Source organism: Chromobacterium alkanivorans, from assembly GCF_016937655.1.
GTDB lineage: Bacteria > Pseudomonadota > Gammaproteobacteria > Burkholderiales > Chromobacteriaceae > Chromobacterium > Chromobacterium alkanivorans.
In genome coordinates this window covers 199,692-215,113 of the sequence record NZ_JAFHKL010000001.1, presented here as the reverse complement: position 1 = coordinate 215,113, position 15,422 = coordinate 199,692, and the positions used below count along the sequence as shown (strand labels likewise).

The following is a 15,422-nucleotide window of genomic DNA, read 5'->3' as shown; positions in this document are numbered from 1 at the left end:
TGGAGCGACAGCATGACGCATACCGTACACGACATCATCGGCATCGGCTTCGGCCCCGCCAACATCGCGCTGGCCATCGCGCTGGAAGAACTGGCGCCGCAGCTGTCCGTGCGCTTTCTGGAGCGGCGGCCCTCCGCCGCCTGGCAGCCCGGCATGCTGCTGGAAGGCTCGGACATCCAGAACCACCCGCTGCGCGACCTGGTCACCCCGCGCAACCCGCGCAGCCGCTACACCTTCACCAACTTCCTGCACGAACACAACCGGCTCTACGAGCACCTGAACCTGCCGCTGCACTACCCGCTGCGGCTGGAATACGCGCAATACGTCAGCTGGGCCGCCGGCTGCTTCCAGCACCTGGTGGAATACCAGCGCGAAGTCATCGACATCCTGCCGGTCAGCGACAGCGGCGGCGCGCTCAGCCATTACCGCGTGCTGTGCGCCGACGGCCGCGAATACCTGGCGCTCAGCGTGGTGCTGGCGCCGGGCCGCACCCCCAACATCCCGGAGCCGTTCCAGCGCGCGCCGGACCCGCGCGTGGTCCACCTCAACCACTACCTGCCGGCGCTGGAGCGGCTGAAGGCCAAGGGCGGCGGCCGGGTGGCGGTGATAGGCGGCAGCCAGAGCGCGGTGGAAATCCTGCTGCACGCCAGCGCCGAGCCGACGTTGACGCGGGTGGTCGGCGTCACCCGCAACTTCGGCTACCGCCAGAAAGACACCAGCCCCTTCTCCGACGAGGTGTACTTCCCCGCCTTCGTCGACGCCTTCTTCGCCGCCAGCCCGGAACACAAGGCCAGGCTGCGCCAGGAACTGGTGTTCACCAACTACTCGGCCGCCGACATCGACGTGCTCAACCAGCTCTACGTCAAGCAGTACGCCAACCGGCTGCAGGACAAGGACAGCCTGGCCCTGCTCACCTGCATGGAGACCGAGGCCTGCGAACCCGGCGCCGACGGCGTCACGCTGCGGCTGCGCCACTTCCTGGGCGGCGACGCGGTCAGCGAAACCGTGGACCTGGTGGTGCTGGCCACCGGCTTCCTCGACCTGGGCCGCGGCCCCAAGCGCGAACCCTGGCCGCGCGTGCTGGAAACCCTGTCGCCGCAGCTGTTCGCCGAGCGCGACACCGTGGACATCGCGCTGGACTACCGCGTGCGGCTGCGCGGCGAGGCCGACCACGGCGCGCCGCTCTACCTGAACGGCCTGTGCGAATCCTCCCACGGCATGGGCGACGCCGGCTCCTTCAGCCTGCTGGCGCTGCGCTCCCAGGCCATCGTGCAATCGCTGACGGCGCGGCTGGAACAAGGATCGCGGCATGACGGCGCCCGCGCTTGAAGCGCTGCTGAGCGCCGCCACCGGCTGGCAGGCGCGCGCGCGGCCCTTATTGGCGGACAAGGCCGACGCGCTGCCGGTCAGCTGCGAGCTGGCGGTGATAGGCGCCGGCCTGACCGGGCTGTCGGCGGCGCTGGCCGCCGCCGAGGCCGGCTGCTCGGTGGTGGTACTGGAAGCCGACGCCGTCGGCAGCGGCGCCACCGGCCGCAACTCCGGCTTCGTGGTGCCGGTGCCGGCGCGCTGCGGCCCTCCGGAGCTGCGCGCCTGGCTGGGACCGCAGGCCGAAGGCTATCTGGCCGGCCTGAGCGAGGCCGCGGCCGAATTGCTAGCCCTGCCGGAAGCCAGCCCGGTGCGCAAAGGCTGGATGCAGCTGTTCGCCGCCCCCGGCTCCGCGCAGGCCGGCGCGCTGGCCTGGCGCAGGCTGGGCGTGCGCGCCCGCGCGCTGGACGCCGAACAGGCGCAAGCCCTGAGCGCCGCCGCCGGCTACCACGGCGGCCTGCTGTTCGAGGACGGCGGCCAGATCGACCCGCTGGCGCTGGCGCGCGGCCTGGCCGAACGCTGCCGCCGGCGCGGCGTGGTGCTGCTGGAGCGTTGCCCGGCCAAACTGCTGGAACTGGAAAGCCGCGACGGCATGCACGTGATCCGCACCCCGCGCGGCAGCCTGCGCGCCGGCCGCGTGCTGATGGCGGGCAACGCCTACAGCCGCGACGGGGTCGCCGCCGTCGCCCGCCACAGCGTGCCGCTGACGCTGGCGCTCGGACAGTTCGAGCTGAGCGCGGAACAGCAGGCGCGGGTGCTGCCCGCCGACATCCCCTTCTCCGACAACCGCCGCGATATGTGGTTTTTCCGCAAAACGCCGGAAGGCCAATTGCTGACCGGCCTGTTCGCGCTGCGCTCCGACGCCGGCGCGGAACACTACGACGCCGCCTTGCGCCGGCGCGTCCGCGCCGTCTTCGGCCTGGAGCTGGACGTCGCGCCGCGGTTATGGGCCGGCCAGGTCGGCCTCACCCCGTCCGGCCTGCCCAGCCTGCGGCGCGTCGGCGACGGCGTCCTGGCCTGGACCGGCTGCAACGGCCGCGGCCTGGCGCTGTCCTTCATGCTGGGCCGGAACCTGGCCCGCCAGCTGATAGGCGCCGGCCCGGCCCTATTGCCGTTCAACTCGCGAGCGCTGCGCGGCCGCGCGCTGCTAAAGTGGATGGCCGAAGCGGCCATCGCCCACGACCGCCGCCGACGCGCCCGGCTCGCGCCGACCGAAGCTTGTACGCCAAAGGACACCACCCAGTGAGTTCATGCGCCTTTCATTACCAGGAATACTGCTGTAGCCGCCCCGAGCTGATAGACCGGATGATAGCCCGCTACCCGCTGGCGCTGATCAGCAGCGAACACCAGGGCCGGCACCACGCCAGCCACATCCCGCTGTTCCGCGTCGCCGACCGCAGCCTGTTCGGCCACGTCGACCGCCGCAACCCCCAATTCCAGGGCCGCGGCCGCTTTCCCGCGCGCCTGGTGTTCATGGGCCCGCAAAGCTATATCCCGCCGGAAGCCTACCGCAGCCGGCTGCTGCCCACCTGGAACTACGTCGCGGTGCACATGGACGTCGAGATCGAAGTCCTCGACGACCTCGAATCCGCCCGCCGCGCGCTGCGCGACACCTGCGAGCGGCTGCAACCGCCGCAAGCGCCGTTCCAGTACCAGGCGGCCGATCCCCGGGTGATCGCCAACGCGCCGCACATCCTCGGCCTGCGCATCCACGTGCTCCACGAGGAAGGCCGCTTCAAGCTGTCGCAGGACAAGACCCCGGCCGACCAGCAGGCGGCGCTGGATCATCTGCTGCGCCGCGACGATGCCGCGGAGCGCGCGCTGCTGGAAGAACTGCTGCGCTTCGCCGAAACCGCGGAGCCGGCGCATGGCTGAGCCCTCCGCGCTGGCCCGGCGCTTCATCGACAGAGGCGTCGCGCTGGACCCCGGCCAGCGCCGCGCCGCCGACGCGCTGGACGCGCTGCGCCTCCAGGCGCGGCCCGGCCCCGGCTGGCCGCTGCGGCGGCCGCCGCCGCAAACCGGCGCCTATCTGTGGGGCGAGCCCGGCCGCGGCAAGACCATGCTGATGGACGGCCTGTTCTCGCTGTCCGACGCGCCGGCCCAACGCATCCACTACCACCAGTTCCTACGCGACCTGCACCGCGGCCTGGCCCAGGCCGGCGGCGAGCAAGCCAACTACCTGCCGGCGCTGGCGCGGCGCGTGGCCGCGCAAAGCCGCCTGTTCTGCCTGGACGAATTCCATCTGCACGACATCGCCGACGCCATCCTGATGGAACGCTTCCTGACCGTGCTGCTGGAAGAGCGGGTGCTGGTGATCCTGACTTCCAACTACGCGCCGGAGCAACTGCTGCCGGACCCGCAGCTGCACCGCTACGCGCTGCGGGTGATCGCGCTGATCCAGCGTCACATGCAGGTGCTGCACCTGGACGGCGACCGCGACTACCGCTACCGCGAAGCCGCCGCCGGCGAACACTATCTGCACCCCTGCGACGCGGACGCCGAACAACGCCTGCGCCGGCTGCTGCAAGAGCAGGGCCGGAGCGTGGGCCCCGCCGCCGCCGTCTCGCTGTCCGGCCGGCCGCTGTCCGCGCGGGCGCAAAGCCCGGACTGCGTCTGGTTCGACTTCGAAACCCTCTGCCTGGGCCCGCGCTCGCATCTGGATTACCTGGAAATGTCGGAACGCTGGCACACCGTGGTCGTCTCCGACATCGCCCAGGCGCAGTTGAACAAGGCGGACGGCCTGCGCCGCTTCATCTGGCTGGTGGACGTGCTCTACGACCGCCGCCAGCGCCTGCTGCTGATTTCCGAACGCCCCATCGAAACCATGCTGCGCGAAGTCACGCTGTCCGCGGACACCCACCGCACGCTGAGCCGGCTCGCCGAAATGCAATCCGCCTCCTTCGCCGCCGCCGCCCCCATCGAAATGAGCCCGCTATGCCAATAGTCAGAATCGAAGACGCCGCCGCGCGCACGCCGGCCCAGCGCCAAGCCATCGCCCACTGCGTCTACGACGCGCTGCGCGCCGTGTTCGGCGTCAGCGACGAGGAACTGCAAGCGCGCTACCAGCGCTTCGCGCCGGACGATCTGCTGCCGCCGGGCGGCGACCCGGACTACCTGCACATCGAGATCACCGTCTTCGCCGGCCGCAAACCGGACACCAAGAAAAAGCTCTACGCCAAACTGGCCGCCGACCTGGCCGCGCTGCTGGACATCGCGCCCGCCTCGGTGCTGATCCTGCTGCGCGAAGAGCCGGCCGAAAACTGGGGCATGCGCGGCGGCCAGTCCGCCAGCGACATCGACTTCGGCTACGCCATCGCCGTCTGATGAGCCAGGACCCGCAGGCCCTGCGCCAAACCCTGGGCAGCTTCGCCACCGGCGTCGCCGTCGCCTCGGTCTTAGACCCCGAACACGGCCCGCTGGGCCTGACCATCAACGCCTTCAGCTCGGTATCGCTGGAGCCGCCGCTGATCCTGTGGTGCTTGCGCCGGCAATCGCGCGCCGCCGCCAGCTTTCTCTCCGCCGATCGCTTCGCCATCCAGGTGCTGAGCCGGCAGCAGCTGGACGTGTGCCGGCTGTTCGCCGCCCCCGGCCACGCCGAACGCAAGCGCGCCCGCTTCACGCTGGAGCGCCACGGCGCGCCGCTGATAGACGGCGCTGCCGCCTGGCTGGCCTGCCGCCGCAAAAGCCATTACCAAGAAGGCGACCACCTGATTCTGATCGGCGAAGTCCTGGCCGCCCATCACGATCCGGCCCGCCAGCCGCTGGTCTACTGGCGCGGCCAGTACCATCAAACCCATCCCCTAGCCTCCCTGGAACCGCAACCATGACGCAAAACAACAAACACGTCCTGCGCAGTCTGATCGCCAGCCGCTCCGGCCTGCTGGTGCCCGGCGCCTACAACGCGCTGAGCGCGCGCATCGTCGAAGACCTCGGCTTCGGCGCGCTCTACCTGACCGGCGCCGGCCTGACCAATATGCAGCTGGGCCTGCCGGACCTCAGCTTCGTCGGCCTGAAGGAAGTGGCGGACCAGACCGCCGCCATCCGCGACGCGGTGTCCATCCCCATCATCGTCGACGCCGACACCGGCTTCGGCAACGCGCTCAATGTGCGCCGCACCGTGCGCGTGCTCGAGCGCGCCGGCGCCGACGCCATCCAGCTGGAAGATCAGGTGCTGCCGAAGAAGTGCGGCCATTTCGCCGGCCAGAACCTGATCAGCGCCGCCGAAATGTGCGGCAAGCTGCAGGCGGCGGCGGACGCGCGCCAGGACGAGCAACTGCTGATCATCGCCCGCACCGACGCTTGCGCGGTGGACGGCATAGACGCCGCCATCGAACGCGCCGGCCGCTACGCCGAGGCCGGCGCCGACGTGCTGTTCATCGAAGCGGTACGCGAGCTGGACGACATCCGCCGCCTGCCGGCGCTGTTCGACCGCCCCTTGCTGATGAACATCGTCATCGGCGGCAAAACCCCGGCGTTGAGCGCCGCCGACCTGAAGGAACTGGGCTACGGCCTGGTGCTGTACGCCAACGCCGCGCTGCAAGGCGCGGTGCTGGGCATGCAGCGGGCGCTGGGCGCGCTGTCCCGCGACGGCATCTTGCAGGAAGACCCGCAACTGGTGACCCCGTTCTCCGAGCGCCAGCGCCTGGTCAACAAACCGTTCTACGACGAGCTGGACGCGCGCTACGGCGCGGACGGACGGGATTGAGCGCGGGCGGGCCGCGATGAAGGGCGGGCTCCAAGCCCGCCCGTCTATTGGATTTCGTCTTTGATGAAGTACAGCTCGTGGTCCGACTTCAAGCCCAGCTTCTTGATCGCGGCCTGCTTCTGGCCGCTGATGGTCTTGATGCTCTTAGAAAATTTTTCGGCGATCTCGCTCACCGTCATGCCGTCGAGAAAACAGCGCAGCACTTCCAGCTCCCGCGGCGACAAGGCGGACAGGCGGACCACCCGGTCCATCGCGGCCGGCGCGTGCGTGGAACTGTCGGCGGGCACGCTGTCCGCCTGCTGGGCCTCCGCCAGTTCCAGCGCCATCTCCGCCGTCAAATAGACGCGCCCAGCCACCACCACCCGGATCGCGCGCACCAGTTCGTCCAGATCCTGCTGCTTGCCGACGAAACCGCGCGCGCCGGCCCGCAAGGCCAGGGACACCGTGGCCGTGTTGTAGTAAGAGGACATGATCAGGATCACCACCTCGGGGAAGCGCGCGCGGATGGCGCGGATCAGGTTCAAACCATCCATGTCCTGAGGCTGCAACGCATAATCCAGCACCAGCACATCCGGACTGCCCTGGCTCAACGCCGCCAGAAAAGAGCGGCTGTCGCCGAAACAGCCGGTCAAGACGATATCGCTCTCCCGCGACAATCTAAAGCCCAGGCCCTGCCTGACCACCTCATGATCGTCCAACAGCATCACTTTGATTTTGCTTTCCTTCATTTCCCCTCCACCGTCTCCAAACCCTCTCTCATTCGATTCAAATACTCATTTTTTTAATCATCGCCTCAATATAGCATGCAAAACCATCTAGCAGAGATCATGTCCATCCACAACTTGCGGCAGGTCCTCCACCCCATACAACCCCGTTTTAATCACAAGCATCAACATCGTTTTCAAATCGTCAGCATATATTCAGCAAGCCAAAATAAATCAGCTGCCAAAACGAGTAAAAACACCCTTTGCCAATCCAAAACCCCATAATCACCGCCATTCAAACCAAATGGGTATTTCCAATACACCACAATACAAAGCCATACCGTAAACGCATATACCGCAGAGTGTGCGTCAAATGGGGAAAAATGCTAAATTCGGCAACAAAGCCACGTCAACAAGAGCACTCTCAAACGGCTGGCATTCTCTCGCAAATCATTTTACAGTCATGCCACAATGAATGGCCGTCAAACGGCGCCGCATCGCAAAATCGGCCCGACCCACTATAATGTTCAAGCAAACTTACCCAAGATGGCGGCCGCATGGCAAAAACTCCCTTTAACCCATTTATTCTCCCCCCTCTCACCCTGGCCCTGCGCCATGCCATTACACCCGCGCTTCGTGCGATGGCCTGGATTATTGTGTTTATTTGCTGGCCGGCCATGGCCAGCGCGGCCGCTCAGGAACAGCCCTCGCTCTATACCGCGGAGGAAATCGCCTGGATCAAGAGCCATCCCACCATCCCCTACTCCATCGACCCCTACTGGCCATTGGAATACATTGAAAACGGCCACCATAAGGGACTCAGCTGCGCCTACCTCAAAGCCATCGCCCAAAAGAGCGGCCTGCAGTTCCAGCTGGTTAAAGCAGACAATACCCAAGACATGATAGGCAAGTTGAAAGGGGGTCAGATCTATCTGGCCACCATGGGCGCGACGCAGCTGATTCCCAAGGAATACGGCATCCCGCTGCTGAATAGCCAGCCTTACGCCTCCACCGCCACCATCATCATCACCAGGGCGGGCGCCGAAGGCCTGTTCAATCCCTCGCAGCTGGAACGCAAGACCGTCGCGGTCAAGGGCGGAGGCGGCTATGAGCAATATCTGCGCGCGCACTACCCTTACTTGAAACTGGTGTTGATCAACGACCCGGTGGCGGCCTTGAAGGCCGTCGCCGACGGCAAGGTGTTCGCCGCCATCGGCGCGGAAATCGTGTTCCGGCCGGTATTGCAGGGCCGCTTCCCCAAAACGCTGCAAATCTCCGGCACCATGCCGGAAATGTTCACCGGCCTGAACATCAAGGTGGCGCGGCAATATCCGGAACTGCGTTCCATCATCGACAAATCCCTGTTGCAGCTGAGCCCGTCCGAAACCGACGAGATCTTTGACGATTGGGTCGCCGACATCGACTTCGGAAAACCGTCGATGCATCAGATCAGCCGCTACTACCTGCCGGAAATCCTGCTGGTGCTCTCGGTGCTGTCGGTGATGGTCTTCCTGTTCATGCAGGCCCGCTGGGCCAAACGCCGCGCCGTGGCCAGCGAGGAAGCGAAGTCGAAGTTCCTCGCCATGATGAGCCACGAAATCAGAACGCCGATGAACGCCATCCTCGCCGCCATCGAGCTCTTGCAACAGACCCGACAAAGCCGGCAACAGCAGGAGCTGTCCTTGCTGGCCAGCTCCTCCGCCCACAATCTGCTGGAGCTGCTGGACGATGTGCTGGACACCGCCAAGCTGGAGGCGCGACACCTGGCGCTGGAAAAACTGCCCACCGATTTGCTGGAGTTGGCGAAAGGGATCAGCGACAGCCAGCGCCTGAGCGCCAGCCGCAAGGGCCTGGACTTGACGCTGTCCGCGGACGGACTGGAAAACCGGCTATTGCTGCTGGACCCGATGCGCATGCGCCAGATCATGACCAATCTGCTGTCCAACGCCATCAAGTTCACCGATCGCGGCGAGGTGGCGCTGTTGATGCAGTTCAATCTGCAAAGCGAGAAGTCCGGCAAGCTCCTGGTCACGGTGCGCGATACCGGGGTCGGCATCGCCAAGGCGCGGCAGGACAAGCTCTTCCGCGCTTATAGCCAGGCGGAGCGCTCCACCAGCCGCCGCTACGGCGGCAGCGGACTGGGACTGAGCATTTGCAAGCAGCTGATCGAGCTGATGGGCGGCAGCATTCTGTTGGAAAGCGCCGAGGGCAAGGGCGCCGCCGTCAGCTTCGTCCTGCATGTCGAGGTGGCGGACCCGCCCGTCGACGAGGCCCCTGCTCCCGACGCCATGCCCGCCGCCCTGCCGCGCCATAGATTGCTGGTGGTGGAAGACATGGCGGTGAATCAGCAAGCCATCCGCCGGCAGCTCGCCCAGCTGGGCTGCGCCGTCACGATAGCGGAAAACGGCCTGGCCGCCTTGCAACGACTGCGCCAGGGCGAAGTCTATTCGATGATTTTGATGGACTGCCAACTGCCCGGCATCGACGGCTACGAAACCGCCAGGCGAATCCGGGCACTGGAAACGGAACGAAACCTGCCCTTCACCCCCATCATCGCCATCTCCGCGATCACCGACCTCACGCACAAGAGCCGCTGCATCGCCAGCGGCATGGACGGCATCTTGTCCAAGCCGCTGAGCTTGCAGGATCTGGAGGATATTCTCCGGCTGTGGCTGATGACGGAGGAGCTCGCGCCGCCGCCGGCCCTGCCCGCTTCGGCCCCGGACCTGGCCCGGCTGTACAGCCAGAGCGCGCGGCACGACTTGCTCCAGTTCCGGCAAGCCGTCGCCGACCAACAGCCCGAGGCCATGCTCCACCATGTGCACCGGCTCAAGGGCGGCGCGCTGACCGTGGGCGCGGAAGCGCTGACGCGGCTGGCCGCCAATATGGAACAAGCGCTGCAGGCCGAGGGCGGACGCCCCGACGAAGCCGCGCTGCTGGCCTGGCACCAGGCGTTCGAACAGGCGCTGACCCAGTGGCGAGAAGAAACTCCCGAGAGCGGCGCTTAGCGCCGGTTCAAAGAACAGGCTCTTAGAGCCTGTTCAAAGTCTCGCGAGCAAGGGCGAGACAAGGCGAAAACCAGCGAAAAAGCGGAATGTACAAGTGGTACATGAGCATTTTGAGCTGGTTTTTAACGCCGTATCGCTGAAGCGCAGCAGACTTTGAACAGGTTCTTAGCCGCGCTCGCCGCCGCACTGATCCACCACCACCCGGATCTCGTCGCTCAGGCCCACCCGGACCAGCGAGCGTCCCGTCAGCGGCGCCAGCTGCGCCGCGCTCCCCGGCGTCTGTATCTTGGTGCTGCCGGCTTGTCGGCCGCAGGCTTCATCCTGCAACAGCCAGAAGGCCGCGTTGCCGGTATTGCGCAGCACGCCGCCCTCCAGATGGAAATCCAGATAGGCCGCGCGCGGCCGGACGATCAACACGCTGCTCAGAGACAGCGGATAGTCCGCCCATGCGCCGGCCCGGCGCGCGCCCCGCGCGGCGGCCGCCGTCGCCACCTCCTCCACTTGCAGCCGGTAATAGCGTTCCCGCGCCTCCATCGCCGCGCCGCGGTAACGCAGCTTGATCGCGCCGCTGGCGCCGGGCGGCAAGGTCAAGCGCGCCGGCGCTACCGCCACCGTGGCCGCGCCGGCCTCCTCCGCCTCGCCCGCGCCAGCCTCCAGGCCGGCCAGCGGTCGCAAACCGATGCGGTAGCTGTGCGGCTGGCGCGAATCGTTCTTCAGCTCCACCCGCATCTCGCTCTGATCGGCATCCAGCTCGATCAGCGGCGCCATCTGCAAGGCCCAGGCCGGCAGCGCCGACACAGCGCACAGCAGCGCCGGCCAGGCCTTTCGTATACTCATCAACATCTCGTTTCCTTTCGCCGATGCGCCGGGCCGTAACGGCCGCGCGCATCGCCTCTACTTACTTGGCAAGCTCCAGCCCCATTTCCACCCGCACCATGCCGGCGCCAAGCGCGCGACCGTACCAGGGCGCGCCTTGAACCGTCTGCAGCGATGCCGGGTCGTCCAGCTGGAACCACAGGCTGAACGGCAGCTTCCGTTTCTCCAGCCCCTGCGCGGGATCGCTGCCATCATCCAGCCAGATTCCCGCGCCCAGCTCGTGGCTTACCGTACCGGAACAGTTGTCCGGCTCGCGCCGGCCGCCGCCGTCGGCGTCGAAGCTGACCCAGGCCGGGAACAGCACCCCTTGCCGCGCATCGCTTTGCAGCGCGAAACGGCACATGCCCTCCCGCTGGCTCGCGCCGTGCTTGCCGTCCAGCGACAAGCGCGCCTTGACCGCGCCCAAGCCGCGCTGACTCAGGTAGCGCCGCGTCGCGCCGCGCTCCGGCCCGCCCGCCGGCGGCAGATTGGCCATTTGCGCGCGGATCAGATAATCCAGCCGGATGCGGCCGTCCGGCGCGCCCACCCAGCCGCCGCCGTGATTCGAACCCTCGCTGGCCGGCAGCACCGAGACGCTGGGCTTGGGCTGGTAGATGCGTCCGGTCGCGTGCTTGGCCCCGGCCGGCGGCTCCGCGCCCGGCTTGTCCTTGCTCAACACCGCGCCCAACTCGAGCGCGCGCGTGGCGCGGTCGCCGTCGTCAAAACGCCGCGTCGGCACCTCCACCTCAATGGTTTCACTGCCCTGCGGCAGGGTTACCGAGCCCCAGTCGCCGGTATTCAAGCCCGAAGACAACACGCGCTCCCCGTCTCTGACCGTCACCCGGCCGCCCTCGTAGCCATCGTCCTGCGCCTGGCCATCCTGCGGCCAGGTCCGCAGCCACAAGGTCAGCGCCTGCGACGCCGGCGCGTTCAAGCGCAGCCGGTAGCGCAGCGGCGCGCCGACCGTCACATCGCCGTCGGATGCCAGCGACTCCAGCCGCCAGGCCGGCACAATCGCGAAATCCCTGTTCAGCGTCTTATCCCCCTCCAGGCTGGCCGTGATGCGGTAGCCGTCGCGGCCGCCACTCACCGACTGAGCCTTGACGTCCAGCGCCAAGGCCACCCGGTCGCCCTTGTCCGGTCGCAAACTGAACACGCAGTCCTTGTCGCAACGCGGCGGGATCTTCACTCCCCCCACCTGCAGCGTCGGCGTCTCCAGTCCCCAGGGCGCGCCCTGGCCCGCCACGGTGACGGTCAGGTTGCGGTCGCCCAGCGACACGCCTTCGGTGAAAATATGGTATTGCAGCGCCTCCCCTACCCGGCCTTCGTCCGGGCCATCGATGGAGACCAGCTTCAAATCCTTCTCAACGGCATTGACCGAGGCATAAGACCAGCCGGAATAGTTGTACTCGCAGGAAACGGTTTTAAGGCCGGTGTAACCGCCGGTCTTGGTTCGGAGCTTGAACCTCACCGGAAACGGATGCTGGCTGGGCAGGATTTCCAGCGTCTGGCGGCCCTTCAAGGGCAGCATGCCGATGTATTGGCCCTGATTATCCCTAAGCTCGACGGCATCGGGATCACCAAACAGCCCAGCGGTCTGATTCAGATCGCACTCCAGCTTGTGGTCATTATTCCCAGCGCCAGGCCCGTCGATGATATCGATGGCGAACTCGACCTCGGTCTCCAAGGCCGTGCTCACCATATCCGGGTTGACGCTGACATGCTTGATCCTGGCCTCCTTATTCTCAAACCAGCGGAACCAGTCCGGCGCTTTTTGACCATTGAAGGTCACGCCGACATCCTTGGTGTTGGTGCCCTTATCAATGGTGCATGCCTCATTTTTGAAGCAGGCGTGCTTGAACTCGAAAGTCGCCGCCTGGGTGCCTACCGGCAGTTTCAACGTCTCCAGCAGGGAAATGTCCTGCTCGCCGAGAATCGCCGGCGAAAACTTCACATGCGCTTGTTTCCCCAATACCGAGTCGCTCACCTGGCCGAACACGATTTCATCCGGCCCGCCCGCCATCACCTGCTCGTTCAACACCAAATTGATCGACGCCGGCACCTCCTTCATCACCCCCTCGTGGCGGGTGCCGAAGACGAAGCTCACCTGGCCTCCCGCCTCAAGCGGCTTGGGCGCCTCCAACGGCAGCGCCAGAACATCCTCGCGCTCGCCGGAGTAAAACACGGCCTCCATCCCCTGCGCCTGGCGGCCACGGCCGGCCAAAGGCAGAAACAGCTCCACGGTCTTGGCGCCGACGAACTGCTCCAGCTCCACGCTCTCGCCCAGCCTATGCCAAGGCTGCGCGCCCACCCGGAAGCGCGCCTTGGCCAGCGTTTGCCGGCTGCGCACGCTGAAGCGGACGCCGTCGCTCTGGGCCTGGGATTCGCCCGCTACCGAGCGCAGCGCGCAGACCCGCCCCTGGACACCGTCCACCGTCTCCGGACGGCAGCCGGCTGCCGGCGGACCCAAGCGCAGCGTCGCGCTTTTTTCCGCCTGCGCCCGCAGCGTCACCGGCAGGCCGCCGCGTTCCGCCTCCAGCGTCAGCAACTGCCGTCCGCCCAGCGGCTGGCGCAGCCATTCGGCAAAAGCGCGCTCATTGAACACCGGATGGACCTGCCCCGCCTGCCGCTGCGCGCGGCCGACGCTGATCCGCCCCTGGCGATCGGCGAAACCGGCGATCAAGGCCGACGGCAAGGCCTGCCTGGCTTGCAGCTCGCCGCCACCCGCGGCGGCGACGTCCGCTTCCACATACCAGGTGGCGGCGCGCTGGCCCGCCCGCGGCTGCCGCGCGCCGTACAGGCTTTGCCCTTGCTCGGCCTGCAAGGTGGTGATGTAGTGCTGCTGGCTGGGCTGGTCTTCTATCGTCAGCAGCTTGAGCGCGGCGGCCTTGGCTTGCGGCGGCGGCAGGATGTTCGCCGTCAGGCTCAGCGCAAAACGGTCGCCCTGATGCTGGCGGCCATTGGAATAGAAATAGGCGTCCACCAGCGCGGCCAAGGGCTGGCCGGCCGCCGGCGCCGATGCTCCGCGCAGCAAGCCGTCCGCGGCCGGCAGGAACAACTCCAGCTCGCGCGCTCCGCTCAATTCGGCGACGGCCACGCTCTCGCCCAACCTATGCCAGTCGCGGCCGGCGCGAAAACGGCCCGCCGGCAGCGGACGCCTGGCGCGGACCAACAGGCGGATGTCGCCGCCCGTCCGGATCTCCGCCATCAGCCGGCGCAACACGCAACGCTGGCCGGCCACGCCGTCCACCGTGTCCGGCCGGCAAGCCGGCCCCTCCGGCGCGGCCAGCGTCAGCCTGGCTTGCTGGCTGGCGTTCAATTGATAGCTGACCCCTTCCCCGCCGCGGCGCAAACCCTCCACCGTCAGCCGCCGCTGTCCGCCCAGCGGCTGATGCTGCAGCGCGGCGAACGCGCTTTCGCTGAACACCGGGTTGAGGTAGGGCGCGGCGGCGCTGAGGCCGGTCCGCACCTGGCCCTCGGCGTCGGCAAAGCCGGCGAAACCGCCGGCGGGGCTGGCATGGCCCAGCTGCTGCAGCGCGAACAGCGGCGGCCGGCGGCCGTTTTCCAGATACCAGGCGGCGGCGCGGCTGCCGTCCTGCGGATGCCGCTCGCCGTAAATGGCCTGGTCCTGGCTGCCGTTGACGCTGCTCACGTACTGGCGGCCGCTGGGCTGATCGTCGATCAGCAACAGGCCCAAGCGCGAATAGCGCTGCTGGACTTGCGGCCTGCCGCCGCCCATCGTCGGCAATTGCAGATTGAAGCGATCGCCGTTGAACAAGCGCGAGCGCGAGTAAAAACCGGCTTCCACCAAGGTATTCAGCCGGATCTTGGGATGGGCGGCGACAAAGGCCTGCAGTTGCTCCGCCGGCGGCGGCACAAAGAACACCTCCACCGCCTTGGCGCGGGCGAAAGCGGCGATCGGCACGCTGTCGTTGATATGACGCCATTCGCCGCCCACCCGGAAGCGGGCGTTCGGCGTCGCCATCATCTTGGCGCGCACGGTGAACATCAAATCGCCGCCGCTGCTGGCATTGCTTTGGCCGGAAATGGTGCGCAACACGCACAGCTTGCCGGCGACGCCGTCCACCGTGGCGTCGCGACAGCTATTGGCCGGCGCGGGGTTGAGAATCAGATGGGCGCGCTTGCTGAGCTGGGTGACGAAGCGGCGCTCGCCGCCGCCGGCCAGCGTCTCCACGAAGGACAACTCGCGCGACGCGCCGGGCGCCGCCTTGGCGATGGTGTCGAAGGCCAGCTCGCTCAGCACCGGGTTGACCTGCCGGCCCTGCGTCGGCTTGAAGCCGTCGCCGCTCAGGCCCACCGCCGCGCCGCGCGCGTCCGCCATGCCGCGAAACGCTTGCAGCGGCTGCAACTGGCTGATATCCCGCACCTGGGCGTCCGGCTTGTGCGTGTACCAGATGGCCACTTTCTTGGCGCCGCCCCGCGGCGCGCGCGCGCCGAAGATGGCCTGGGCCTGGCTGCCGGGCAGGATGCCGCCGCTGCTGCCCAAGGTGCTCAGGTACTGGGTGCCGGCCAGCCGGTCTTCAATCAGGATCAGATCCTGCTGGCTGCGCCACTCCTGCCGGGCCGGCGCAGGGACCGGGACCGGCCGCGCCGGAATCTGCTCCGGCCGCATGCCGGGCGCGGGCAAAGGCACGGCCTGCAAAGCGCCGGCCGGCGCCGTCTGCGCCAGCCCCGCGCCGATGCCGGCCATCAATATCAGGGTTGAGATCCAGTATTTCATTTCAGTCCGTCTGTCCCGCTGGAATGGGGTGATGAGGGGATTGC

11 protein-coding genes are annotated in these 15,422 nt (G+C 67.2%); 8 read left to right on the top strand and 3 right to left on the bottom strand.

Annotated elements, in window-relative coordinates; all coding sequences use genetic code 11:
• Positions 1 to 12 precede the first annotated feature (12 nt).
• The 7 genes from JW897_RS01040 to JW897_RS01010 are packed head-to-tail and all read left to right on the top strand — an operon-like array spanning position 13 to position 6,070.
• Positions 13 to 1,329, top strand: a complete 1,317-nt coding sequence (locus JW897_RS01040) for a lysine N(6)-hydroxylase/L-ornithine N(5)-oxygenase family protein (protein WP_205464889.1) — start codon at positions 13 to 15, stop codon at positions 1,327 to 1,329.
• Positions 1,310 to 2,611 (top strand): NAD(P)/FAD-dependent oxidoreductase, encoded by a 1,302-nt coding sequence (locus tag JW897_RS01035; protein ID WP_205464888.1) that lies wholly within the window; start codon positions 1,310 to 1,312, stop codon positions 2,609 to 2,611. Before JW897_RS01040 ends, JW897_RS01035 begins: the two co-directional genes overlap by 20 nt.
• On the top strand, positions 2,608 to 3,240 hold the full coding sequence (locus tag JW897_RS01030) for an FMN-binding negative transcriptional regulator (protein ID WP_205464887.1): 633 nt from the start codon (positions 2,608 to 2,610) through the stop codon (positions 3,238 to 3,240). Before JW897_RS01035 ends, JW897_RS01030 begins: the two co-directional genes overlap by 4 nt.
• Positions 3,233 to 4,309 carry a cell division protein ZapE gene (gene zapE / locus JW897_RS01025; protein WP_205464886.1) on the top strand — a complete coding sequence of 359 codons (1,077 nt, stop codon included), beginning with the start codon at positions 3,233 to 3,235 and terminating at the stop codon, positions 4,307 to 4,309. Before JW897_RS01030 ends, zapE begins: the two co-directional genes overlap by 8 nt.
• Positions 4,300 to 4,689: a tautomerase family protein gene (locus JW897_RS01020; RefSeq protein WP_205464885.1), complete on the top strand. Its 390-nt coding sequence runs from the start codon at positions 4,300 to 4,302 to the stop codon at positions 4,687 to 4,689. Before zapE ends, JW897_RS01020 begins: the two co-directional genes overlap by 10 nt.
• The gene (locus JW897_RS01015; RefSeq protein ID WP_205464884.1) at positions 4,689 to 5,192 is read left to right on the top strand and encodes a flavin reductase family protein; all 504 of its coding nucleotides are present in this window, start codon (positions 4,689 to 4,691) and stop codon (positions 5,190 to 5,192) included. Before JW897_RS01020 ends, JW897_RS01015 begins: the two co-directional genes overlap by 1 nt.
• The gene (locus JW897_RS01010) at positions 5,189 to 6,070 is read left to right on the top strand and encodes an isocitrate lyase/PEP mutase family protein (protein WP_205464883.1); all 882 of its coding nucleotides are present in this window, start codon (positions 5,189 to 5,191) and stop codon (positions 6,068 to 6,070) included. Before JW897_RS01015 ends, JW897_RS01010 begins: the two co-directional genes overlap by 4 nt.
• Positions 6,071 to 6,114: 44 nt before the next feature.
• Here JW897_RS01010 and JW897_RS01005 read toward each other — a convergent pair whose 3' ends face one another.
• Entirely contained in the window at positions 6,115 to 6,798 is a 684-nt protein-coding gene (locus tag JW897_RS01005) for a response regulator transcription factor (protein WP_048413058.1), read from the bottom strand.
• Between the two features lie 653 nt (positions 6,799 to 7,451).
• On the opposite strand from JW897_RS01005, the gene JW897_RS01000 reads away from it, so the two are divergent.
• Positions 7,452 to 9,782 carry an ATP-binding protein gene (locus JW897_RS01000; protein WP_205464882.1) on the top strand — a complete coding sequence of 777 codons (2,331 nt, stop codon included), beginning with the start codon at positions 7,452 to 7,454 and terminating at the stop codon, positions 9,780 to 9,782.
• A 165-nt stretch (positions 9,783 to 9,947) separates the two neighbouring features.
• On the opposite strand, the gene JW897_RS00995 is transcribed toward JW897_RS01000, so the two are convergent.
• On the bottom strand, positions 9,948 to 10,619 hold the full coding sequence (locus JW897_RS00995) for a fimbria/pilus periplasmic chaperone (RefSeq protein WP_205464881.1): 672 nt from the start codon (positions 10,617 to 10,619) through the stop codon (positions 9,948 to 9,950).
• 61 nt (positions 10,620 to 10,680) lie between these two features.
• Positions 10,681 to 15,378 carry a hypothetical protein gene (locus JW897_RS00990; RefSeq protein WP_205464880.1) on the bottom strand — a complete coding sequence of 1,566 codons (4,698 nt, stop codon included), beginning with the start codon at positions 15,376 to 15,378 and terminating at the stop codon, positions 10,681 to 10,683.
• Positions 15,379 to 15,422 lie beyond the last annotated feature (44 nt).